17 protein-coding genes are annotated in these 22,033 nt (G+C 74.0%); 2 read left to right on the top strand and 15 right to left on the bottom strand.

Going from position 1 to position 22,033, the window contains the following annotated elements; genetic code table 11:
* Position 1 precedes the first annotated feature (1 nt).
* The 4 genes from ACIRS1_RS13625 to ACIRS1_RS13640 all read right to left on the bottom strand — a co-directional run bounded on the left by ACIRS1_RS13625 (position 2) and on the right by ACIRS1_RS13640 (position 4,471).
* Complete coding sequence (locus ACIRS1_RS13625) at positions 2 to 931, bottom strand: Gfo/Idh/MocA family protein (protein WP_402839106.1); 930 nt, start codon at positions 929 to 931, stop codon at positions 2 to 4.
* Between the two features lie 125 nt (positions 932 to 1,056).
* Entirely contained in the window at positions 1,057 to 1,713 is a 657-nt protein-coding gene (locus tag ACIRS1_RS13630) for a cysteine hydrolase (RefSeq protein WP_402839108.1), read from the bottom strand.
* A gap of 130 nt (positions 1,714 to 1,843) precedes the next feature.
* Positions 1,844 to 2,449 carry a TetR family transcriptional regulator gene (locus ACIRS1_RS13635; RefSeq protein WP_402839110.1) on the bottom strand — a complete coding sequence of 202 codons (606 nt, stop codon included), beginning with the start codon at positions 2,447 to 2,449 and terminating at the stop codon, positions 1,844 to 1,846.
* 78 nt (positions 2,450 to 2,527) lie between these two features.
* On the bottom strand, positions 2,528 to 4,471 hold the full coding sequence (locus ACIRS1_RS13640) for a PAS domain S-box protein (RefSeq protein WP_360210258.1): 1,944 nt from the start codon (positions 4,469 to 4,471) through the stop codon (positions 2,528 to 2,530).
* Positions 4,472 to 4,745: 274 nt separating this feature from the next.
* On the opposite strand from ACIRS1_RS13640, the gene ACIRS1_RS13645 reads away from it, so the two are divergent.
* Complete coding sequence (locus ACIRS1_RS13645; protein WP_402839112.1) at positions 4,746 to 5,459, top strand: TIGR00266 family protein; 714 nt, start codon at positions 4,746 to 4,748, stop codon at positions 5,457 to 5,459.
* An 8-nt stretch (positions 5,460 to 5,467) separates the two neighbouring features.
* On the opposite strand, the gene ACIRS1_RS13650 is transcribed toward ACIRS1_RS13645, so the two are convergent.
* Positions 5,468 to 6,373 carry an oxidoreductase gene (locus ACIRS1_RS13650; RefSeq protein ID WP_402839114.1) on the bottom strand — a complete coding sequence of 302 codons (906 nt, stop codon included), beginning with the start codon at positions 6,371 to 6,373 and terminating at the stop codon, positions 5,468 to 5,470.
* A gap of 190 nt (positions 6,374 to 6,563) precedes the next feature.
* On the opposite strand from ACIRS1_RS13650, the gene ACIRS1_RS13655 reads away from it, so the two are divergent.
* A complete protein-coding gene (locus ACIRS1_RS13655; RefSeq protein WP_402839116.1) occupies positions 6,564 to 8,882 on the top strand; it encodes a bifunctional lysylphosphatidylglycerol flippase/synthetase MprF in 2,319 nt (772 codons plus the stop codon).
* 47 nt (positions 8,883 to 8,929) lie between these two features.
* Here the strand turns inward: ACIRS1_RS13655 and ACIRS1_RS13660 are convergent, their stop codons facing one another.
* The 10 genes from ACIRS1_RS13660 to ACIRS1_RS13705 form a co-directional block, all read right to left on the bottom strand.
* Complete coding sequence (locus ACIRS1_RS13660) at positions 8,930 to 9,886, bottom strand: hydroxyacid dehydrogenase (RefSeq protein ID WP_402839118.1); 957 nt, start codon at positions 9,884 to 9,886, stop codon at positions 8,930 to 8,932.
* Between the two features lie 3 nt (positions 9,887 to 9,889).
* Entirely contained in the window at positions 9,890 to 10,912 is a 1,023-nt protein-coding gene (sbnB, locus tag ACIRS1_RS13665; protein WP_402839119.1) for a 2,3-diaminopropionate biosynthesis protein SbnB, read from the bottom strand.
* A gap of 85 nt (positions 10,913 to 10,997) precedes the next feature.
* Positions 10,998 to 12,230, bottom strand: a complete 1,233-nt coding sequence (locus tag ACIRS1_RS13670; RefSeq protein WP_402839121.1) for an ATP-grasp domain-containing protein — start codon at positions 12,228 to 12,230, stop codon at positions 10,998 to 11,000.
* Complete coding sequence (locus ACIRS1_RS13675) at positions 12,227 to 13,531, bottom strand: MFS transporter (protein ID WP_402839123.1); 1,305 nt, start codon at positions 13,529 to 13,531, stop codon at positions 12,227 to 12,229. Before ACIRS1_RS13675 ends, ACIRS1_RS13670 begins: the two co-directional genes overlap by 4 nt.
* Positions 13,528 to 14,556: a dipeptide epimerase gene (locus tag ACIRS1_RS13680; RefSeq protein WP_360210244.1), complete on the bottom strand. Its 1,029-nt coding sequence runs from the start codon at positions 14,554 to 14,556 to the stop codon at positions 13,528 to 13,530. Before ACIRS1_RS13680 ends, ACIRS1_RS13675 begins: the two co-directional genes overlap by 4 nt.
* 75 nt (positions 14,557 to 14,631) lie before the next feature.
* Positions 14,632 to 15,960 carry an ATP-grasp domain-containing protein gene (locus ACIRS1_RS13685; RefSeq protein WP_402839125.1) on the bottom strand — a complete coding sequence of 443 codons (1,329 nt, stop codon included), beginning with the start codon at positions 15,958 to 15,960 and terminating at the stop codon, positions 14,632 to 14,634.
* Entirely contained in the window at positions 15,960 to 17,135 is a 1,176-nt protein-coding gene (locus ACIRS1_RS13690) for a hypothetical protein (RefSeq protein ID WP_402839127.1), read from the bottom strand. The genes ACIRS1_RS13685 and ACIRS1_RS13690 overlap by 1 nt, the downstream gene beginning before the upstream one ends.
* A gap of 50 nt (positions 17,136 to 17,185) precedes the next feature.
* The gene (locus tag ACIRS1_RS13695) at positions 17,186 to 19,444 is read right to left on the bottom strand and encodes a pyridoxal-phosphate dependent enzyme (protein ID WP_402839129.1); all 2,259 of its coding nucleotides are present in this window, start codon (positions 19,442 to 19,444) and stop codon (positions 17,186 to 17,188) included.
* 99 nt (positions 19,445 to 19,543) lie between these two features.
* Positions 19,544 to 20,458, bottom strand: coding sequence for a kinase (locus tag ACIRS1_RS13700; protein ID WP_402839132.1), 915 nt, complete (start codon positions 20,456 to 20,458; stop codon positions 19,544 to 19,546).
* Positions 20,455 to 21,990 carry an argininosuccinate lyase gene (locus ACIRS1_RS13705; RefSeq protein WP_402839134.1) on the bottom strand — a complete coding sequence of 512 codons (1,536 nt, stop codon included), beginning with the start codon at positions 21,988 to 21,990 and terminating at the stop codon, positions 20,455 to 20,457. The genes ACIRS1_RS13700 and ACIRS1_RS13705 overlap by 4 nt, the downstream gene beginning before the upstream one ends.
* Positions 21,991 to 22,033 lie beyond the last annotated feature (43 nt).

Consider the following 22,033-nt stretch of genomic DNA (forward strand, 5'->3'; position numbering starts at 1 on the left):
GTCAGCCCGCCTCGATGCGGGCCACGACGTGCTCGCACAGCTCGTGGGTGCGCAGCGCGTCGTGGGCGTCGAGGGTCTTGCCGGTGCGGACGGCGTCCAGGAAGGCGAGGACGACCTGCTCGATGCCGCGCTGGCGGGCCACCGGGACCCAGTCGCCGCGGCGGCGGACGGTGGGCTGGCCGCGGTGGTCGATCACCTCGGCGAGGTTGTGCACCTCGCGCAGGGAGTCGCCGCCGGAGACCTCCAGGACCTCCTCGGTGGAGCCGGAGCGGCGGTTCATGATGCCGAGCGCGGTGAAGCCGTCCCCGGCGAGGGTGAGGACGACGTGGTCGACCAGGCCGTCGCGCACGCGGGAGCGGACGTCGACGTGCTCGATCTCACCGGGGAGGAGGAAGCGCAGGGTGTCGACGACGTGGATGAAGTCGTCGAAGACGAGCGTGCGGGCCGCCTCCGGGAGGCCCTCGCGGTTCTTCCGCAGCACGATCAGATCGCGCGGGCGCTCCAGGGCCTGGGAGTAGCCGGGCGCGTGGCGCCGGTTGAAGCCGACCATCAGCGAGCGGCCCGTCCGGTCGGCGAGGTCGACCAGCCGGCGGGCGCCGTCGAGGGTGTAGTCGAGCGGCTTGTCGACGTAGACGTCGACGCCGGCCGTGAGCAGCTGCTCGACGATCGGCACGTGCTGGTCGGTGGCGGCGTGCACGAAGGCGGCCCGGATCCCGCTGCCGATCAGCTCGTCGAGACCGGTGAACCGGGCCTGCGCCGGGACCCGGTACTCGTCACCGATCCGGTCCAGCTTCGCCCCGTCCCGGGTCATCAGCCGCAGGTCCAGCCCCGGCAGCCGACCCAGCACCGGCAGGTACGCCTTCTGCGCGATGTCACCGAGCCCGATGACCCCGATCGGAAGGAGGCCGTCGGAAACTGAGCTCGAACTCATCGGATTTCTCCCCAGGCAGGTGCCGTCACCATCGCCCCCACCCTATTCACCGGCCCCCGCCCCCCACCAACCCACGGCCTGCGCTGCGCAGGCACCGGGGCCCGGCCTCCGGGGTGGACGGGGCGTCACCGGCTCCCCCGGGGTGCGGCGGCCGGGGTGTCGAGGTGGGCGGCGAAGGCGGCGGCGTCGGTCTCGGCGCCGAAGTGGTGGATCACGTGCTCGCGGACGTGGTCCTGCTGGACGCGGGTGAAGGCCGCGCACGCGTCGTGGACGACGTGGGCGCCGTACCCGCGGTCGTGGGCTTCGCGCAGGGTCGACTCGACGCACACGTGGGTGGCGAAGCCCGCCAGGTAGAGGTCGGTGACGCCGAGGCGGCGCAGGATCAGGTCGAGGTCGGAGGATCCGGCGAAGGCGCTGGCGCCCGCGCGGCCGCGCACCACCGGCTCACCGGGAGCCGGGTGGAAGCCGTCGGCGAACTCCACGCCGGGGCTGCCCAGGATCCAGGTGCCGGCCGCGGGGATCGCCGCGCGCAGGCCGAGGCGCGCCGGGGTCCAGCTCTGCAGCTCCGGCGCGCCGGGGGTGAGGAGGAGCGGCACGTGCACGACGGGCACGCCGTGCGCACGGGCGGCGGCCAGCGCGGCGGCGGCGCCGCGCACCGCGGTGTCGAGCAGGTCGCGGTCCTCGACGAGGTGGTTGAGGCGGCCGTGCTCGGGGTCGAGCCACTCGCGCTGGAACTCGATGAGGACGAGGGCGGCGTTCGGGCGTGCGGACGTGACGGTCACGGGTCGGGCTCCTCGCACAGAAATCTCCAACTGACGAGTTGGAGGTTAGCGCGAACGCGACCCACTTCCAACCGGCCGGTTGGAAATGGGTCGCGAGCGGCCGGACCGCGAGGGGTCGGCGCGCGAGGGGTCAGAGGGCGAGCCTGCGGACCATGTCCACGACGGCGGCCCTCCGGCCGGCCGGATCCTCCTCGGCCGTCCGGCCGGTGATCATCCGGGCCAGCTGCGGGGCGGTGAACTGCCACCCGGCCAGCGCCACGACGGCGTACAGCAGCTCCTCGGGCGGCAGCGGGGCGACGGCCCGTGCGGACCGCACCTCCTCCGGGCGCGCGCGGCAGACGGCGGCGACCTTCTCGGCGTAGTGGGCGGCCCGCAGCTCCTCACCCGCGACCGGCGAGGCGGAATCGCCGCACAGGGCCTCCCACTGCAGCAGGCGCAGCAGGTGCGGATGGGCGAGGTGGTAGTCGAACACCCGCCCCGCGTACTCCGGCAGGTCCAGCGCCCGCCCGGTCGCGTCCTCCATCGGCACAGCGGCCGCGAGCTGCTCCAGCTCACGCTGGACGACGGCGGCGAAGAGCTGCCGCTTGCCGCCGAAGTAGGGGTAGATCCGTTCCTTGTTGATCCCGGCCGCGGCCGCGATGCGATCGATCCGCGCGCCCTCGGGCCCGTGCGCGGCGAACTCGTCCACGGCGGCGTCGAGCAGCAGCGCCTTCGTCCTAGCGGTGTCCCATGCCATGCGGCCAGGATACGGAGCACCCAACCGGCCGGTTGGAATCGGGAGGTCCGGCCCGGCTCGCGCTCGGTCCGCGGCGCCCTAGCCGTTCGGCGGCGTGTCCGTCGGGGTCTGGGAGAGGGTGAACCAGGTCGTCTTGCCCTCGACGGCAGGGCGCACGCCCCAGCTGTCGGCGAGGGCGTTGACCAGGAACAGGCCGCGGCCGGACTCGGCGTCCTTCTCGGCCAGCCGGGGGTGCGGTACCTGCGGGCTGCGGTCGGCGATCTCCACGGCGAGTTCGCAGGTGTGCCGGTAGAGGCTCAGCCGGACGGGGCCCTCGGCGTGCTGGACGGCGTTGGCCACCAGCTCGGAGGTGAGGAGTTGGGCGTCCGCGGCCCGGTCGGACCCGCCCCAGGAGGCGATCACCTTGCCGACGAAGGACCGGGCCTCGGGCACGGAGGCGGTGATGGCCGGCAGGTCGATCGCGGCGGAGGCGAGGGGCGCCCTCGGCAGCCGGGCCAACAGCAGGGTGACGTCGTCGTCGTGCTGGGCGGCGTCCGGGAGCACGAGGCCGAGGACGTGGTCGGCGGCGGCCTCCAGGTCGTCGCCGCCGGTGAGGGCACCGCCCAGGATCGCGGTCAGGTCGGTCAGGCGCTGCTCGATGTCGCTTCCAGGGGTCTCGATCAGGCCGTCGGTGTAGAGGGCGAGCGTGGTGCCGGGCGGCAGGACGACGGAGTTCTGCTGGTGCGGCACGCCGCCGACGCCGAGCGGGGCGCTCACCGGGGCGTCCAGCCCCCGGACCGGTTCGCCGGGGGCGGTGACCAGCACGGGCAGGTGGCCGGCCGAACAGACCGTCACCTCCCGGGTGTCCGGGGCGATGACGAGGTAGCAGCAGGTGACGATCTGGTCGGGGACGTCCAGGCCGGCGACGAAGGTGTCCAGGGCCTGCATCAGCCGCCACGGCTCCAGCCCGACCGCGGCCAGCGCGTGGGCGGCGGAGCGCAGTTGGCCCATGACGGCGGCCGCCTCCAGGCCGCGGCCCATGACGTCACCGATCATGATCCCCACCCGGCCGGCGCCGAGCGGGATGAGGTCGAACCAGTCGCCGCCCACGCCGGCGCCCTGGGTGGCGGGCCGGTACCGGTGGGCGGTGGCGAGGCCGGGGATGGCGGGGGGCGTGCCCATCAGGCTGCGCTGGAGGGTGAGCGCGATGTGCCGCTGCTGCTCGTAGAGCGCGGTGAGTTCGGCCTCCACCCGCTTGAGGTCGCTGATGTCGCGGATGATGGCGCACGCACCGGTGACGAGGCCGTCGGCGCTGCGGGTGGGCCAGAGCGTGACGTCGACGTCCAGCAGCCGGCCCAGCCGGGTGGCCCGCAGGGTGCCGAAGTGCTCGGCCTTCTCCCCGCCGCGCAGCCGGTCCAGGACGGCACCGACCTCGTCGCGCCGGTTCGGCGGCGCCAGCAGGCTGACGTGGCAGCCGACGGCCTCGGCGGACGTGTACCCGTAGAGCCGGTGGGCGGCGGCGTTCCAGTAGGTGATGTCGCCGTCGAGGGTGATGGCGAGGATGGCGTCCTGGGAGGACTCGACCAGCCCGGCGAGTTCGTTGATCCGCTGCTCCGCGGCCTTCCGTTCACTGACGTCGCGAACGGCCGCGGAGACCAGCGGGCCGTCGACGGTCTCCAGCGGGCTGAGGCTGATCTCGACGGGGAACTCGGTGCCGTCCTTGCGCAGTCCGTGCAGTTCCAACCCGGCGCCCATGGGCCTCAGTTGGCGGTTGGCAGCGTAGTGCTCGCGGTGCCGGACGTGGTGCGCGTGGAACCGGCCGGGCACCAGCAGTTCGACCGGCCGCCCGAGGAGCTCCTCGCGCCGGTAGCCGAACAGCGCCTCCGTCTGGGCGTTGACGAGCCTGATCGTCCCGGTGTCGTCGACGATGACCATCGCGTCGGGCGCGGCCTCCAGCAGCCCCCGGCACCGTTCCTCGGCGATCTCCGATGTGCCCCTGCCGGTTCTGGCCGGATCGTCCGCCGTCCCGCCCGCCTGTGTCATGCCGACCTCAGCTGCCTCAGTGGTGGTGGTAATTTCGGGCAATCCCACCGCACTTCCGGCTGTTTCGAGACAGGGTGTCGCGTACTGGCACCGAATCGTCCGAACCTGTGCGCACGGTGTCGGAACCCGACCGAACCGGGCAGGAGGTGGCGTTCCGGGCACCGGCGTCACCGGGGCCACCGGCCGGCGACCGGCGACACCTCGGGAAGCCACCGCCACCCCGCTGTGCCACGATGAGAAAGGTGCACCGCTCCCGGAGGTCGTGGAGGTCGCCATGCACGTCGAGACGCGCCACCAGCCGGGATTCGCGGTGGCCCGCTGCGTTCTCGCCGCGGGCGAGTCACTCGTGGGGCAGTCCGGTTCGATGTACCGGTCCAGCCCCGGCCTGGAGATCGAGGCGATGGCCCAGGGAGGCGTGCTGGCCAGCCTCAAGCGGGCCGCCCTCGGCGGCAGTTCGCTGTTCCTCACCCGCTACACGGCGCAGTCGGCGCAGGGCTGGGTGGATCTGGTGCACCAGTTGCCGGGGGACGTCGCCGGCCTGGAGGTCACGGCCGACCACCCCGTCCAGGTCACCCAGGGGAACTGGCTCGGGTGCTCCTCCGGGGTGGCGCCGCAGACGAAGTGGGCAGGCATGCAGAACCTGCTGGGCGGGGAGGGCGGGTTCGTGCTGCGCATGGAAGGCGCGGGGACGGTGGTGCTCGGGTGTTACGGGGCGCTGGACGCCGTCGAACTCGGGCCCGGCGAACAGCTCACCGTCGCCGCCGGGCACATCGTCGGCTACGACGCCGACGTGACGCTCGCCGTGCGGCGCATGGCGCGGGGGCGCACCATCCGCTCCCTGAAGACCGGACAGTTCCTGGTGTGCGACCTGACCGGCCCGGGCCGCGTCCTGCTGCAGACCCGCAGCCCGAACGAGATGGTCTCCTACATCCAGGAGAACCTCCCCAAGCCCGCCGCACCCGGCAATGACGGCGGGCAGAACGACTGAGCGGCCGGTCAGCGACCCGCCAGGTCGGGGAAGTGCACGCCGGTGAGCTCCTCCGAGACGTCCCAGAGCCGGCGGGCCGCGGCGTCGTCGAGGGCGCGCGGGCTGAGCCGGGCCGGGGCGGGGTAGCCGCGCAGCTCGCCGCGCCCGCCGGGGCCGGTGTAGCTGGCGCCGGGCAGGGGCTGGGTGGCCGCGTACAGGGACGGCAGCGCACCCCGCTCCTCGGACTGGGCGATCACGCGGTTGGCGATCGCCATCATGAGGCGCTGCCCGGCGCCGGCGGTGCGGCTCTGGAGGTTGGTGGCGGCGTAGCCCGGGTGGGCGGCGTGTGCGGTCACGGGCGAGGCGGCCGCGGTGAGCCGCCGCTGGAGCTCGCGCGTGAACAGCAGGTTGGCCAGCTTCGACTGCTGGTAGGCCCGCCAGGGGCTGTAGGACTTCCGCGAGTCGAGGTCGTCGAAGTCGATGTCGACGCCCGGCCTGCGGTGCGCGTTGGAGGCCACGGTGACGACGCGGCCGGTGATGTGCGGCAGCAGCAGGTTGGTCAGGGCGAACGGGCCGAGGTGGTTGGTGCCGAACTGCATCTCGAAGCCGTCGGCGGTACGGGCCTCGGGGATCGCCATGACGCCGGCGTTGTTCACCAGGACGTCGAGCGGGCCCTGCCAGCCGGCGGCGAACGCGTGCACCGAGGAGAGGTCCGCCAGGTCGAGCCGGCGCACCTCGGTGCTGCCGGAGAGGGTCCTGGCGAGGGCCTCGCCCCGGCCGGTGTCCCGGACGGCCAGCACCACGTGGGCGCCCGCTGCGGCGAGTTCCCGGGCGGTGACCGCTCCGAGCCCGCTGGTGGCGCCGGTCACGACGACGGTCCGGTCGGTCTGCGGGGGGAGGTCCGCAGCGGTCCAGGTCTGGGGGTGTGCGCTCATGCCGCCAGGCTGCCACTCCACTCCAATGTTGTCAACGACAACATTGGAGTGGCGGGCCCCGCGGGCGACGCGGACAGGGGCCGCCGCCCGGCCCTGTCCGCCGAATCCCCATAGACTGACCGGGAGGTACCGAGGCCTCCCCCGTTCGGGGGCCCGGACCGGACCGGCCCCGCCGTTGCGGAGGTGCGAGGTGCCCGGAGAGACGAAGTCGCAGCGGATCCGTGCCGCCCGCACCGCCGCGGCCGCCACGGTTCGGCGGTTCCCCTTCACCGTCGCGGTGTGCGCGGTGATCCTGGTGACCGGACTGGCGGTCGGCGGCCTGTGGCACCCGGTGTCCGACCGCTCCTGGTACCCGGACGTGGCTTACGGACTGCCGTCGTTCGAGGCGGGCCGCTGGTGGACCCCGGTGACCGGCGCCGTGCTGTGCGCCACCCCCGTCGACTACCTGCTGGTACTGCTCGGGGCGGCGCTGCTGGTCGGGCTGGCGGAGTCGCGGCTCGGCACCCGGTGGGCCGCAGCGGTCACCGTCGCCGGTCAGCTCGGCGCCGTCCTGCTGGCCGCGCTGCTCCTGCTGGTGCTGCGCCGGACCGGCTGGTCCTGGGCCGTCGAACAGTCGCACGCCCTGGACGTCGGCCTCTCGGCGGGCGCGCTGTGCGCCGGGGCGGTGGTGTCGGCGGCCCTGGCCTCGCCGTGGCGCCAGCGACTGCGCCTGGGCCTGATCGCCTACGTCGGGGTGTGGCTGCTCTACGTCGGCGGTCTGGTCGAGCTGGAGCACGCGCTCGCCGTCGCCGGCGGCCTGCTGGCCACGCACTGGCTGAGGGTGCCCGGCGCGCATCCGACCTCCGGCCACCTCAGCCGCCGGGAGTGGCGGCTGCTGGCGGTGGCCGGGCTGGTGCTGATCGCGACAATCCTGGTGGTGGTCCGGCTGTCGCCGAGCCGCGGCCCGCTCGGCGACACCGCGGGGCAGGGCGGATCGGGCTGGAACGTCCTGGTCTCGGTGGCCCTGATCGCGCTGCTGGTCAACGGGCTGCGCCAGGGGCGCCGGCTCTCCTGGCAGTGGACGGTGCTGCTCTGTCTGGTCAACGCCCTGCTGGGCCTGGTCGTGGCCGTGGTGTACGTGATCGGGAAGATCCTCGGCGAGCAGGTGACCGTCACCGGTGCGGCCGTCTTCGTCCCGACCGCCGTGCTGTGGACGGCGGAGCTGCTGGTCCTGCTCGTCGGCCGGGAGGCGTTCCAGGCGCGGCGGCCGCACCGCTGGCTGCCGCACCGTTCCGGGGCCGGCCGCACCGCGCCCGCCGGCACCGTGGCGGGCGGCACCGTGGCGGGCGGCTCCCCCGGCGCCGGCCGGCCGGCCCCCGCGGCCGAGGCCGCTCCGCAGGAGCAGGCCGCGGACCTGCTGATGCGCCGGGGCGGCGGCAACCTGTCCTGGATGACCACCTGGCCGGACAACTCCTACTTCTTCACCCGGGGCGGCGGCCCGTCCGGGAACGGACCGCCCCGGGATGTCCCGTCCCGGACCGGCCCCGCCGGGGACGCGTCCACCGGGAACGCACCCGCCGGGGGCGCCCCGGCCGGGACCGACGGCGACGGTGAGGGGTACATCGCCTACCGGACGCACGCGGGCGTGGCGGTCGCGCTCGGCGACCCGGTCGGCGCCGCACCGGGCCGGGCCGCGACGATCACCGGCTTCGCCGAGATGTGCGACCGCGCGGGCCTGGTCCCCTGCCTGTTCTCGGCCGGCGAGGAGACCGCGGCCGTCACCGACCTCCTGGGCTGGCGGGCCGCCCAGGTGGCCGAGGACACCGTGATCGAGCTGCCGGACCTGGAGTTCCGCGGCAAGGCCTGGCAGGACGTGCGCACCGCGCTCAACCGCGCCAAGAAGGAGGGCGTCGAGTTCCGCCTGGTCGCCCTGGCCGACCAGCCCCGGCAGATCCAGTCCCAGGTCCGGGGCATCTCCGAGGAGTGGGTCGGCGACAAGGGCCTGCCGGAGATGGGCTTCACCCTCGGCGGGGTGGAGGAGGCGCTGGACCCCCGGATGCGGGTCGGCCTCGCGATGGACGCCGACGACCACATCCACGGCGTGACGTCCTGGATGCCCGTGTACGGCGAGGACGCCGCGCCGCGCGGCTGGACGCTGGACATGATGCGCCGCCGGGACGGCTTCCGCCCGGTCGTCGAGTTCATGATCGCCTCCAGCTGCCTGGCCCTGCGCGAGGACGGCGCCCGCTTCCTCTCGCTGTCCGGCGCTCCGCTGGCCCGCACCGGCACCGCCGACAGCCCCACCGTCCTGGACCGGATCCTCGACCAGCTGGGCGGCGCCATGGAGCCCTACTACGGCTTCCGCTCCCTGCACGCCTTCAAGGCGAAGTTCCAGCCCCGCTACGAGCCGATGTACCTGCTCTACCGCGACGAGGCGGACCTGCCCCGGATCGGCCTGTCCCTGCTGCGCTGCTACCTCCCCTCGGCCTCGGTGCGCGACCTGCTCAAGGTGCCCGCGCACCGGGCCTGAGCCCGCAACGAGCCCGAGCCCGCACCGGGGCCCGCGGCTCGCCGCGGTCAGCGGCCGGCGGCCCCTGGCCCGCCGGACAGGGCCGCGCGGACGGCGCGGACGGCGTCCTGGCCGGCCCGCAGCTGCGCCTCCCTCGTCCCGGCCCCGATGTGGGGGGTGGCCAGCACGGTGTCGAGGCCCACCAGGGGCGAGCCGAGCGGCGGTTCGATCTCGAAGACGTCCAGGGCGGCGCCCGCGATCCGCTGCTCCTTGAGGGCCAGGGCGAGCGCGGCCTCGTCGACGATGCCGCCGCGCGAGGTGTTCACCACCAGCAATCCGGGCTTGGCCAGGCGCAGTTCGGCGTCGCCGACGATGCCCACCGTCTCCGGGGTGCGCGGCAGGTGGACGGTGAGGACGTCGGCGTTGCGCATCAGCTCGTCCAGCGGGACGGCGTGCGCGCCGTGTTCGGCGGCGGCCTCGGCGCTCACGTAGGGGTCGTGGCACTCGATCCGCATGTCGAAGGCGGCCAGCCGGCGGGCCACCAGGCGGCCGATCCGGCCGAACCCGAGGATGCCGACGGTCTTGCCGGCGAGTTCGGTCCCGCCGAACGCGGCGCGCTGCCACTCGCCGGCCCTGACCGAGGCGGTGGCCGCCGGGATCCGGCGCAGCGAGGCGATGATCAGGCCGACGACGAGCTCGGCCACGCTGGTGGTGTTGGACTCCGGCGCGTTGGCGACGGCCACGCCGGCCGCGGCCGCGGCCGCGGTGTCGACGTTGTCGAGCCCGACTCCCGCCCGGGCGACGATCCGCAGCCGGGGTGCGGCCTCGATCACCTCCCGGTCGACCCGGGTGGCGCTGCGGATGATCAGAGCGTCGGCGGCCGGGACGGCCGCCAGCAGGGCAGCGCGGTCCGCCCCGACGCAGTGCCGGACGTCGAACCCGGGGCCCAGCCCGGCGACGGTCTCGGCGGGCAGGGGGTCGGCGATGAGGACGACGGGCTGGTCCACGGTGTTCGGTTCTCCCATCGGTCAGGCGTGGCGGGCGAGGTCGTGGAAGAAGTTCTCGACCGGGGCGACGAGGCCGCGCTGCCGGGCCTCGCGGTACACGGTGCTGCCGACCGCGAGGTCGAGGACGCCGAGGCCGAACGGGGAGAACACCAGCGGCCGGTCGGTGCCCGGCCGGACCTTGCCGGTCAGCACGTCGTACAGCGTGCCGTCGATGAACTCGCGGTTGCCGGTGCGCTGTTCGGCCAGGTGCGGGGAGGTGTCGGCCTTCAGGCAGTGCTCGACGTCGTCCACGATGTTGGTGGAGCCGAGGATGATCTCGGGCGACAGGTCGCGCAGCGAGATGTGCAGCACGGTGGGGTTGTGCGCGAACCAGGAGAGCTCCTGGACGTGCGGGGTGCCGGCCGTGGTGGCGAAGACGACCAGGTCGGAGCTGCGGATCGCCTCTTCGGCGGTCGGGACGACGGCGATCTCCGCGGTGCGGCCCTGGCCGGCCAGGTAGGACCGGAAGCCCTCGGCGTAGCGCTCGTCGGTGTCGAAGATGCTGATCCGGTCGAACTCGAACCCGGTGCCGTTCAGGTACTTCTCGATGTACCGGGCGATCAGGCCGGTGCCGAAGAAGGTCACGGTGCGGGGGCGGGTGCGTCCGGCGTGCAGCTCCGCGGCGGCCAGCGCGGCCGAGGCGGCGGTGCGGGTCGCGGAGATGATGGAGCTCTCCAGGCAGGCGAACGGGTAGCCGGTCTCGTGGTCGTTGAGGATGAGCACGGCGGAGGCGCGCGGCAGGCCGGTGGTGATGTTGCCGGGGAAGCTGGAGATCCACTTGATGCCGTCGACGCCGAAGTCGCCGCCGAGCGAGGCCGGGAGGGCGATGATCCGGGAGTCGGGCCGGTCGGGGAAGCGCAGGAAGTAGCTCGGCGGGTTGACGCTCTGCTGCTCGCCGTGGGCGACGTAGGCACGGCGCACCAGGTCGACGATCGCCTGCGGGTCGTCGAGGACCTCGTTGACGACGTCGCCGCCGATGACGGAGAACTGCGGTGCTGAGGACATGGGTTGCTCCTTGGGGATGCGGGGAAATCAGGGGGTAGGGGTGGGGCGGACGGGATTCGGCCCGGGGGCGCGGCTCACCGGCCGGTCATGCGATGTCCACCCGGAGGGCGCCGACGACCTCGTCGGCGATCGCGTTGACCTCGGCGGCGCTGGACGCGGCCAGCATCACGAAGCCGAGCCGGGTCGCGTTGTCCAGCGCGCTCTCGACCTCGTCGCCCGGGGCGACGAACCAGGTGCTGCCGATCACCGCGGGAGAGTCCGGCACCTCGCCGATCCGCGTGACGGTGCCGGCGCGGTCGGGGGCCAGGAAGCGGATCGCAGCGGCCCCGGAGCGCTCGCCGACGACGGTGGGCTCCTCGCCCAGCGCGACCTGGACGTAGGCGCGGGCCTCGCTGACGCCGGTGGCGTGGCGGACCAGCTTGAGGATGTGGTCGCCCGGCGGCCGGGCCCCGACCTCGATGACCTTGGCTCCGCCGCCGGGCAGGAGCTTGAGTTCCGCGTGGGCGACGCCGTTGCGGAATCCGAGCGCGACGAGCGCCCGTTCGGCGGCGCCGACGAGGGCGCCGCGGGAGGTCCCGTCGAGGTCGGCCGGTGTGGTGTGTCCGGTCTCGGCGCGGGTGGCACCGGTGGTGGTGAACTTCTCGGTGACGGCGAGGTGGTGGAACCGCCCTTCGAAGACGATCGTCTCGACGCTGAACTCCCGCCCCTCGACGTACTCCTGGATGACCACGGTGGTTTCGAGGGCGATACGGTGCGGGATCTCGTACGGCTGGCTCCGGGCCAGCCGGTAGGCCTCGGCGAGGCCGTCGGCGGCCGCGACGACGGTGACGCCCACCGATCCGGCGTTCTCCGCGGGCTTCACCACCAGCGGGAAGGCGAGCCCCAGGTCGGCGATGCGGTCGAGCACGGTGTCGAGCGAGTCGACCACCAGGGTGCGGGGTGCGGGCACGCCGCCCGCCTCGAAGGCGAGGCTCATCAGGCGCTTGTTGCGGCAGGCGTCGGCGAGTGCCGGGTCGTTGCCGGGCAGCCCGGCTTCGGCCGCCACCCTGGTCGCGACCGGCGAGAGGAACTCCCAGCCGCAGATGACGCCCGAGACGCCGTTGTCGGCGCAGTAGCCGGCCAGCTGGGCGACGGCCGCGTCCGGCGCCGAGAAGTCCGTCAGCACCACGCCCGCGATCTTCGCCACCAGCTCGGGCCGGTACTTCTCGTAGAGGTCCTCGTGCGTCGCGACGTGGACCTCCGCACCGTGTTCCCGGGCGGCGTCGATGAGGTCCTCACCCGCCACTCCGTTGCCTTCGATCAGCAGCAGCCTCTTCATGGTCGGCCTTCCTTCGGGGTTCGGGCGGGGAGCGGGGGGACGCGCGGGTCGAGGCCGATCAGGGCCGCCGGCACCAGCAGGTTGAGGGCCACCAGGCACACCCAGGGCCAGACCGGCCCGCGGGCCATCAGGGTGGAGAACAGGACGGGAGCCGTGGCTCCGCCGAGGCTCCAGGACGACTGGATCAGGGCCAGGTACCGCCCGCGGAGCCGCTCCGGCGCCACGGCCACGGCGGCGTCCGCCATGAGCGGGGACTGCAGCATCTCCGCCAGCGTGTAGACCAGGACGGCCAGCAGGAGGCCGGGCAGCACCGCCCCTTCGGGTGCGGCGACCAGGGCGCCGCAGACGCCGAACGCCAGGGCGTACAGCAGCGCGGCGCAGCCGATCACCCGGGTCCGCGCGAAGCGCTCGGCCCATCCCGTCACGGCGGTCTGCAGCACGGTGATGCCGACGGTGTTGCAGGTCAGCAGCAGACCCGCCGTCCAGGCGGACTGGTGCAGCGCCTCGACGAGGAAGACGGCGAGGAGCACGTTCAGGACCAGCGCGGCGAGCACGAAGACCAGGTTGACCGCCACCAGGCGCAGGAAGCGCCCGTCCCGGAGGACCGTCAGGTAGCCGCCCGTCGCGGCCGGCTCGGTGACCGGGTCGGTGACCGGCTCCGCCGGCCGCTCGCCCCGCGGGGGCCGCCAGGTGGCGATGAGGGCCGCCGAGGCCAGGAAGCTGGCGATGTTCGCCACCACCAGCCACCGTACGGAGCCGACCCCGCCGAGCCCGACGGCGAAGGCCGACACGGCTCCGCCCAGGCCGATCCCCGCGTTGCGCAGCGCCCGGACCAGGCCGAACCAGCGGGTGCGCTCGCCCGGTCCCGCCGCCAGTGCGACGAGCGAACCGCTGCAGGTCCAGTAGGTGTTGATGCCGGTCTGGACGACCAGGCCGGCCGCGACGACCTGCCAGAACGAGTGCGCGGCCAGGCACCCGGCGAAGCCGAGCGCCGAGACGCAGTTCCCGAGCACCGCCACGCGGCGCGGGTCGAAGGTGTCCACCAGCGTGCCGACCAGGGCCGGCACCGGGAGGGCGAGGACGTGCGTCAGGGTCAGCGCCAGGCCCACCCGGCTCAGGGGGAGGCCGGTCCGGTCCAGGAAGTAGAGCACCTCGAAGGCCAGGAACAGCCCGTTCCCCGTGCTGTCCGCGGCCGCGGCGGCGAGCAGCCGGCCGTGCCCGGCGATCGACGGCAGGCCCCAGCGGCCCGGGCGGCCGGCGGCGGCCCCGGCGGCGGGGGCGCCCCCGGCGGTTCGGGTCAACGCGGCGTCCCGTCGCCGAGCCAGGTGACGCCGGTGCCGTTCTCCCGCGGCAGGACGGGGCGCCCGAGCTCCACCCGGACGCCCCGGGCGACGTCACGGTCCAGCAGGAGCGCGCCGTCCAGGTCGACGTGGTCGAGCAGGGGCAGCAGTTGGGCGATGGCGGAGATGCCGACGGTCGATTCGACCATGCAGCCGGCCATGACCGTGAGGCCGCACTCGCGCGCCTTCGCGATCATCCGGCGGGCGGGCGTCAGTCCGCCGCACTTGGTCAGCTTGATGTTCACCCCGTGGAAGGCCCCGGCGCAGCGCTCGACGTCGTCCTCGGTGAGGCAGCTCTCGTCCGCGATCACCGGGAGTTCGGACTCCCGGTGGACCCGGCGCTGGTCCTCCCACCGGCCGACCGGGAGCGGCTGTTCGATGAACTCCACTCCCAGAGGGCCGAGTTGTGCCGCGTTCCGGATGGCCTGGTCGGCCGTCCAACCGGTGTTGGCGTCGACGCGGAAGACCGCGTCGGAGTGGCGGCGCAGGGCTCGGACCACCTCGATGTCGTCGGGCGTCCCGAGCTTGATCTTGTAGATCGGCCAGCCGGAGAACTCCTCCATCTTGGCGATCATGCGCTCGACGGTGTCGATGCCTATCGAGTAGTCGCTGGTCGGGAGCCGGTCCGCGGTCAGTCCCCAGAGGCGCCAGACCGGCTCGCCGAGGCGCTTGCCCCACAGGTCGTGGGCGGCCTGGTCCAGGGCGCAGAGCGAGAAGCTGTTGCCGAGCAGCTTCGACATCCGGTCCCAGAAGTCCGCCGGATCGTCGATCCGGTCCGCCTCGATCACCCGCCGGGCCCGCTCCAGCGGCTCCCGCACCTCGGCCAGCGACAACCCGAAGAAGGTGAAGCCGGCGGCCTCCCCGAAGCCGCGGTGCTCGCCGTCCCGCAGTTCGACGATCAGGCTCTGCTGCACGGCGACGGTGGCGTGCACGGTGCCGAACGGATGCCGCAGCGGCAGGTCCACCTCGTGCAGTACCAGTTCCATTGCTCCTCCTTGTCGTTGCCCGGACGGGCCGCCACGCGGGCGGCCCGTCCGTCGATGCGCCGGTCCGTCGGTCCGTCAGGTGGAGCGGACGGTCGCCGCGATCCAGGACCTCAGCTCGGCCTCCTCCTCCGGCGAGTCCGCCGTGAAGATCACGTGGCCCAGCCGGCAGCGGAGGTCGCGGGCCGGGGGGACGGGGGTACCGGGCTGGTAGTACGTCCGCAGTTCGACCACCCGGGGGTGCCGTTCCACCTCCTCCAGGCCGTCGGCCCGGTGGAAGACCTCCAGGCCGGGCTCGGTGAGGAAGTGCACCCCGGCGTAGCGCGCGACGGGCTGCCCGGTGGCGTCGGCCGGCTCCCGGTCGAGGCCGGCGTGCGCGGCGACGACGATGTGCCGCATCGACACGCCGGTGGCGAGGTGGATGAGTTCGGCGATCCGGTCGCCGGCGAGCCGGGCGCCGACCTCGATCAGGACGGGCCCGTCCGCGGTGATCCGCACCTCGGCGTGGAAGAGGCCCAGGTTGATGCCGAGGGCGGTGACGGCGTCCGCGGTGTAGGCGACGACCGCGGCCCGGGCGGCGGGCGCGAGGTCCGCCTGGACGACGTGGCCGAGTTCGACGAAGTACGGCTCGGCGCCGAGCAGTTTACGGGTCACCGAGACGACGGTGACCTCGCCGCGGTGGACGTACCCCTCGACCGAGTACTCCGGCCCGTCGAGGTACTCCTCCAGCAGGGCCCGGCCGTCCTCCGGCTGGTCGAAGACGTACTGGGCGTCCTCGGCGATCGCCCGGTAGGCGGCGCGCAGCTGCTCGTCGTCGTCGACCCGGCTGACCTGGATGCTGCCGGATCCGGCAGCCGGCTTGAGGACGCAGGGGTAGCCCACCGCGGCGGCCGCGCCGGCGAGTTCGGCGGCGTCGGACACCGGCGCGTAGCGCGGGATGCGCAGTCCGGCCTTCTCCAGGATCGCCCGCATCCTGGTCTTGTCCCGGACGGCCTCGGCGGTGTCCAGCGGAAGGCCGGGCAGGCCGAGCAGGTGGGCGATCCGGGCGGCCGCGTCCGTGTAGAACTCCGAGCCGGAGATGACGCCGCTCAGCGGCGACCGCGCGTGCTCCCGGGCGGCCGCCTCGGCGAGCGCCTCGGGGTCGTTGGTGTCCACGGCGACGAGCAGGTCGACGTCCTGGCGGGCCGCCTCGGGGACCACCCGGTCACCGGCGTCGTGCGAGAACACCAGGGTGGCGAGGCCGAGTTCGCGGGCGGTGGCGAGCAGGGTCAGCCCGGAGGACATCGGTTCGAGCACCAGCAGCCGCCCCGCGGGGGCGGGCTCGGGCCGTGCTTGGGCGTCGTGCATGGGGTGGTCCTCCGGCTGGTCGGTGCGGGGCATCAGGGCGATGAGCTGTCGAAGGCTCATCAGGCGGCTCGGGCGGGCGGCTCGGCGGGGGCCAGCGGGGACTCGCTGATGCCGTGCAGCACGTGCCGGATCGCTCCGGCGAGGGTCAGCTCGCGCTTCTCCATCCGGCTCTCGTGGGCGTCGTCGATGTGCGTCTGCCGGTGCCAGAAGGCCAGGTGCCAGGCGTGGTCGGCGGGGACGACGTGGTGCAGGTCGTGCGCCGGCAGGTCGGAGGCGAGGACGCCGAAGCGGGCCGGGGTCTGGACGAGGACCGTGCGGAGCAGCCAGCGCCCCCACTGGCAGAGCCGCCGCAGGGCGGGCGCGTCGCGTTCGGGCAGCGGCTCCAGGCAGAACCGGCCCCAGGTGCGGGCCACGTAGTCGGCGCGGCTGGCGGGCGGCCCGTCGAAGGCCAGGTAGGGGTGCTCGGAGATGGTCTGGAACAGCGCCGACCAGTGGAAGAGCACGAACCACGGGATGACGAACGCGGCGGTGAACTCGGCCCCGTCCATCAGGACGCCGAGGGCGACCAGCAGGGCGACCCAGACCGTCGAGGCGATCCGCCTGGTCCAGGTGGCGGTGACGAAGTTCGTCCGGACGCGGTAGAGCAGCGAGGGCAGGTGGAGCCGGGGCGACAGCGGCATCCAGCGCAGCCGCGCGCGCATCTCCTCGACCGGGGTGCCGGGGCGGAAACCCAGGTAGACGAGGTAGCCGGCGTCGGGGTCGGTGAGCGTGGTGAAGACCTTGCGGCTGTGGTGCTTGCGGACGTGGTCCTCGAAGATGTCCTCGTAGTTGGAGGTCAGCGCGACGGCGCTGGAGACCACCTGGACCACCTTGTCCACGTGCCGGTTGCCCGAGACCTCCTTGTGCACCGCGTGGTGGCTCCAGGTGATCTGGAGCTTGCGCACGGCGTTGACGGTCGTCAGCCAGGTGAGCGGCAGCACGGCGAGGGAGGCCCAGCCGAGCAGCCGCACCGCGTACGCGCTGCCGAGGACGGCGAGGGCCAGCTGGAGGAGCGTCAGGAACCAGTTGACGATCGGCGGGGTGACCCACCACGGCGGCCGCTGCCCGGCCGCGGCCTTGCCGGAGAACAGGGTGATGAGCTGCTGGGTCCAGCCGGGGAACCGCTCCGCGTAGTCCTGGCGGATCTGCTCCATGGAGGCCGAGACGGTGCGGGGGGACGGGGACTGCGGCGGCATGGCGCTCCTCCTCTCTCTCGGGCGGTGGTGGTCGGGGTCCGTCGGCGCGGTCATGCGGGGCCGAGTTCGACGGTCAGGGCCCGCTCGGCCTCGTCCAGGCTCTTCACGACGGCCTCCGGGGTGGCGCCCTCGGCGATCACGTAGCCCAGCCGGTCGTAGGCGTTGCGCGGGGGGCGGACGGCCCGCCCGGGGGCGGCGGTGAGCACGACCCGGCGGACGCCGGGGACCCGCTCGCCCTCCGCGACGCCGCCGATCCCGGTGAGGACGCCCTCGCGGTCCGCGGCCAGGAACCGGATGCCGGCGAAGCCCTCCCGCTCGCCGGCGAGTTCGACGGGCCGGCCACAGGCGGCGCGCAGCTGCTGCTCCAGCAGGTCGACGCCGGTGGCGAGCCGGATCAGTTCGGGGATCATGCCGCCGGCCAGCCGGGCGTTGACCTCGACGATCAGCGGACCGCGGGCGGAGAGCCGCACCTCCGTGTGGGTGGCGCCGAGTTCGACGCCCAGCGCGGTCAGCGCGGTGCCGACCGTCCCGCGCAGCGCCGCCGCGTCCGCGTCGGCGAGCGGGGCCGGGAAGAGGTGCCGGCGCTCGACGAAGTACGGCCCGTCCGAGACGGTCTTGGCGGTGATGCCGACGCAGACCTGCCGGCCGCCCTCGCCGAACATCTCGACGCTGTACTCGGGCCCCTCGACGAACTCCTCCAGCAGGGCGGTGCGCGCGGTGGGCAGGCCCCGCACGTTCAGCTCCACGGAGAGCACGTGCTCGACGTGGGCCAGGACCTGCTCCCGGGTGTGGCAGAGCAGGACGTCGTTGGAGCCGGAGTCGTCGGCCGGCTTGACCACGCAGGGCAGCCCGATCCGCTCCACCGCCGCGTCGGCCTGCGCCACCGTCCGGACGGCCGCGAACCGCGGCTGGTCCACGCCGGCGGCGTCCAGGAGCTCGCGCACCCGGGCCTTGTTCCGGGTGTCGGCCATCGCCTGGACGGGGTTGCCCGGCAGCCCCAGCCAGTCGGCCAGCCGGGCGACCACGGGGACGTAGAAGTCGCTGGTGGTGGTGATCCCCGCGAGCTCCTGGCGGGCGAACCGCTCGCCGATCACCTCGCGCAGGGCGCGCTCGGTCGAGGTGTCGCACACCACGATCTCGCAGCCGCTCTCCTCGGCCCCGGCGTAGCGCTCCGGGGTGTCCGTCAGCAGGACGGGTTCCAGGCCGAGCCGGCGGGTCAGGTCGAGGGCGAGCACGCCGGTGCCCGAGGTGTTCGCCTCCACGAAGAGCAGCCGGCGCGGGGGCCGGACCGCGCCGTGCTGCGCGGCGTAGGACCAGGTGGCGACCTCGGTGCCGGCGGCGACCTCGGCCGGGGTGTCCGCGGCGGGCATCGTGCCGAGTGCGTGCCGCTCCCAGTACCCGTCGTCGTAGACGTTGTCCGCGTAGCGGTCCCCGCGGTCGGGGAAGATGCCGACGATCCGGGCGCCCGGGGCGGCGCGGCGGGCGACGTCCTTGAGCACCCGGTACACCGAGCCGGCCGTGTTCCCGGCGAACAGCCCCTGCTCCAGGGCGAGTTCACGGGTCGACTGGAAGGCCTCGCGGTCGTTGAGCCAGTGCACCTCGTCGATCAGGGTGCGGTCCAGGTTCGCCGGGACGAGGCTGTTGCCCAGCCCGCCCTGGAGCCTGGTCGGGCGGTCCGGCTGGTCGAAGAGCACGCTACCCACGCAGTCCACGCCGACGACCCGCAGGTCCGGGAGCGCGCGGCGGAGCATCCGGGCCGTCCCGGACAGCGATCCCCCGCTGCCGACGGCGGCCACCAGGACGTCGATGTGGCCGAGGTCGGCCAGCAGTTCGTCGGCGAGCGCGCGGTAGGCGGCGGGATTGTCCGGGTTGCTGTACTGGCGCGGCCAGAAGGCGCCCGGGAGGTCGCGGATCAGCTCGGCGAGCCGTTCCAGCCGGGCGCTCTGCCAGCCCGCGCCGCTCATCGCCTCCACGACGTGCACCCGGCACCCCAGGCCGCGGAGCTTGGCGAGGGTGATCGGGTCGATCCGCGGGTCGGTGACGATGTGCACGGGGTGGCCCAGGTGCGCGCCGACCAGGGCGAGGCCGAGGGCCATCGTGCCGGAGGAGCTCTCGATGATGGGCGCCCCCTCGGCCAGCGCGCCGGTGCGGCGGGCCTCCAGGACGGCCTGCCGGGCGACCCGGTCCTTCATCCCGTAGAGGTTCTGCAGCTCCAGCTTCCCGTAGACCTCGACCGGGGCGGCGGGGTCCAGGGCGAGTCTGACCAGCGGGGTGTGTCCGATGGCGTCGACGACGCTCTCGTAACGCATGATCACATCCGGTTCGGAGAGGGGTGGGCGGAGAGAGGTGGCGGCGAGGGGGCCGCCGCAGCGGGGTGGCCGGTGGGGCCGCACGGCGGCCGCGGGGCCTCAGCGGCCCGGACCGCGCCAGGAGCGGTAGAGCGTGGTGCGGCCGGCCAGCGCGGCCGCCCGCGTCCGCAGTTCGGCGACCTTGCGCGCGCACTCGGGGTCGGACTCGGCGACCAGCACCCCGAGGGCGGTGCCGCTGTGCGCGACGGCCACCCCGAGGGCGTCGAACTCCTCGGAGAGGCCGATCATCCGGTGCAGCAGCCGCTTGGGCTGGAGGTGCTCGTTCAGCAGCGCACTGCGGGTGGCGACCCGTCCGACGGTGGGCAGGTCGTCGGTGCGGACGGCCTCCGAGACGCGTTCCAGCAGCTCGTCGTACTCCAGCCGGTGGGCGCGAGTGAAGGGCTTGGGCCGCCGGTTGAACCCGAGGGTGTCGATCGCGCCGCCCTCCTCGACCCCGACGATCACCATCGGGGAGAGCGGTCCGAGGAGCTCCCGCAGCCGCACCTGCCGGTGGTAGAAGGAGACCACCCCGTCGTACATCACTCCGTCGGTCGGTTCGATCCGGCGCAGGAAGTCCTCGATCACGGCGGGGCCGACCGGCACCCCGAGGGCCTCCCCCACCGCGCGGGCGGTGGCGACCAGGTCGGCGGAGGAACTGGCCAGGCCCCGGCCCTCCGGGAGTCCGCCGCTCAGCCGCAGCCGCCCGCCGCCGGCGAACCCGTACGCGTCCAGCATCAGCCGCACCAGCCGCGCGGCGCGGTGCTTGTGCGGCGGGTGCACGGTGACGGTGCCGGCACCGGGTTCGGCGGTGAAGGTCGCGGTCGCCCCGGCGTCGATCGGCAGGGTCACCAGGAAGTCGAGCCGGTCCTCGGCCGTGACGCCCTGGAGCAGTTCGCCGAAGGTGCCCGGGGCGCTGCCCGTGCCGTGCAGGACGGCCGCCGTCGCGGTACCGGCGGCCGCGTCGGCACGGGTCACGCGGGGCTCCCCGGAGCGGAGAGGCCCAGCAGGTCGTCGATGCGGGCCAGCCCCGCGTCGACCCGCGCGCGGTGCCCGGTCCAGGCCCCGGCGAGCCGCTCGTACTCGGTGTCCTGCTCGGCGAGCAGGGCCCGGACGGATTCGGGGTTCGCCGACCCGGCGGTGGTCTTGCGGTACAGCTCGCCGGCACCGCCGAAGGCCGCGGCCAGCAGCTCCGCCGGAGCCCGCAGGGTGACGCCCTGTTCGCCGGCCGCCGCGCTCAGCAGGTCCGGGGAGGTCTGCCGGGGGCGCAGTCCGGCGGCGTGCGCGGCCAGCACGTACCGGCCGGCGATGACCTGGGCCCGGCGCCACGGCACCGACTCCCGCAGGGTGAGCTCGTTGGCGAGGGTGAGGCCGCCGAGGAACTCCCGCTCGGCCGCCTCGCGCATCCGCTCCTCGGCGAAGCCCATCCGCTCGACCACGACGGTGAACAGCCGCAGCGTGGTGCCGAGGGTCGCGAACATCGGCCGCAGGTTGGCGCCAGCCTCCTTCGACACCTCGACCATGTTGCTGAACGGGGTGGCCCGCTGGGCCAGCAGCATGTCGAAGTAGTAGGCGCTCAGGTGCGCCGACTTGCCCCGGATGCGTTCCAGGATCGGGTAGTTCTTCTTCTGCGGCATCGCCGAGGAGATGCCGGACAGCTCGTCGGGCAGCTCGATGAAGCCGTACGGGCCGCTGCCCCAGTCCATCAGGTCACTGGTGAAGCGGCTCAGCGCGGAGCCGAACAGGGAGACCTCGGAGGCCAGTTCCAGCACCCAGGCGCGGGAGGCCACCCCGGCCAGCGCGTGCCGGCCGGGGGCCGCGAACCCGAGCAGCTCGGCCATCAGGACACGGTCCCAGTCCAGTTCCTGACCGGTCATGGCGCCGGAGCCGAGCGGGCTGAGGTTGATCCCGTCGTAGGTCGCCAGCAGCCTCCGCAGGGTGTGCTGGACCTGCTCGGAGACGGCCGCGAAGTAGAACCCCGGGGTCATGGTCTGGGCGGCCTGGAGGTGGGTCTGGCCGACCATCGGCAGGTCGGCGCCGCGCTCGGCCAGCCGGTGGACGGCCAGGCCGAAGTCCAGCAGGGCGGCGGCGGCGTCGAGGAGCAGCCCGCGGCCGAACAGCAGTTGGGCGGTGGCCTGGAGGTCGTTGCGGCTGCGGTCGACGTGCCAGGCGGTGACGGGGTGGCCGAGGCCGCGCTCGACGTGCTGTTCGAGGGCGAAGGCGAGGTCCGACATGTTGCCGGCCGGGTCGGCCGCGATCCCGTCGCGGGTCAGCCCGTGCAGGACGCGGCCGATCTCGGCGGCCTCGGCGGGCGAGACCAGGCCCATGCGGCGGTACTCCAGCGCGAGGACCTTCTCCACCGCCGCGTACCAGGGCAGCAGGTGCTCCGCCTCGTAGGTGAACTGCGGTTCCAGGACCTCCTCGTGGAGGAGTGCGCTGGGCGTGCTCCGGATTCTGCCGGTCAGTCGGGCGGCGGCCGGGCCGGGCTCGGGTTCGTGGGGGGCACTCATGCTGGCTCCGGTGGGTCGGGGGTGCCGGGGGCGGGGAGGGGCG

It is taken from the genome of Kitasatospora sp. NPDC101176, from assembly GCF_044768035.1.
Classification (GTDB): domain Bacteria; phylum Actinomycetota; class Actinomycetes; order Streptomycetales; family Streptomycetaceae; genus Kitasatospora.

What these genes read in the sequence shown, in the direction of transcription:
- ACIRS1_RS13625 (WP_402839106.1), bottom strand. Translation starts at nt 931, where the DNA reads ATGAGTTCGAGCTCAGTTTCCGACGGCCTCCTTCCGATCGGGGTCATC.
- ACIRS1_RS13635 (WP_402839110.1), bottom strand. Translation starts at nt 2,449, where the DNA reads ATGGCATGGGACACCGCTAGGACGAAGGCGCTGCTGCTCGACGCCGCC.
- ACIRS1_RS13640 (WP_360210258.1), bottom strand. Translation starts at nt 4,471, where the DNA reads ATGACACAGGCGGGCGGGACGGCGGACGATCCGGCCAGAACCGGCAGG.
- ACIRS1_RS13645 (WP_402839112.1), top strand. Translation starts at nt 4,746, where the DNA reads ATGCACGTCGAGACGCGCCACCAGCCGGGATTCGCGGTGGCCCGCTGC.
- ACIRS1_RS13650 (WP_402839114.1), bottom strand. Translation starts at nt 6,373, where the DNA reads ATGAGCGCACACCCCCAGACCTGGACCGCTGCGGACCTCCCCCCGCAG.
- ACIRS1_RS13660 (WP_402839118.1), bottom strand. Translation starts at nt 9,886, where the DNA reads ATGGGAGAACCGAACACCGTGGACCAGCCCGTCGTCCTCATCGCCGAC.
- sbnB (WP_402839119.1), bottom strand. Translation starts at nt 10,912, where the DNA reads ATGTCCTCAGCACCGCAGTTCTCCGTCATCGGCGGCGACGTCGTCAAC.
- ACIRS1_RS13670 (WP_402839121.1), bottom strand. Translation starts at nt 12,230, where the DNA reads ATGAAGAGGCTGCTGCTGATCGAAGGCAACGGAGTGGCGGGTGAGGAC.
- ACIRS1_RS13680 (WP_360210244.1), bottom strand. Translation starts at nt 14,556, where the DNA reads ATGGAACTGGTACTGCACGAGGTGGACCTGCCGCTGCGGCATCCGTTC.
- ACIRS1_RS13685 (WP_402839125.1), bottom strand. Translation starts at nt 15,960, where the DNA reads ATGAGCCTTCGACAGCTCATCGCCCTGATGCCCCGCACCGACCAGCCG.
- ACIRS1_RS13690 (WP_402839127.1), bottom strand. Translation starts at nt 17,135, where the DNA reads ATGCCGCCGCAGTCCCCGTCCCCCCGCACCGTCTCGGCCTCCATGGAG.
- ACIRS1_RS13695 (WP_402839129.1), bottom strand. Translation starts at nt 19,444, where the DNA reads ATGCGTTACGAGAGCGTCGTCGACGCCATCGGACACACCCCGCTGGTC.
- ACIRS1_RS13705 (WP_402839134.1), bottom strand. Translation starts at nt 21,990, where the DNA reads ATGAGTGCCCCCCACGAACCCGAGCCCGGCCCGGCCGCCGCCCGACTG.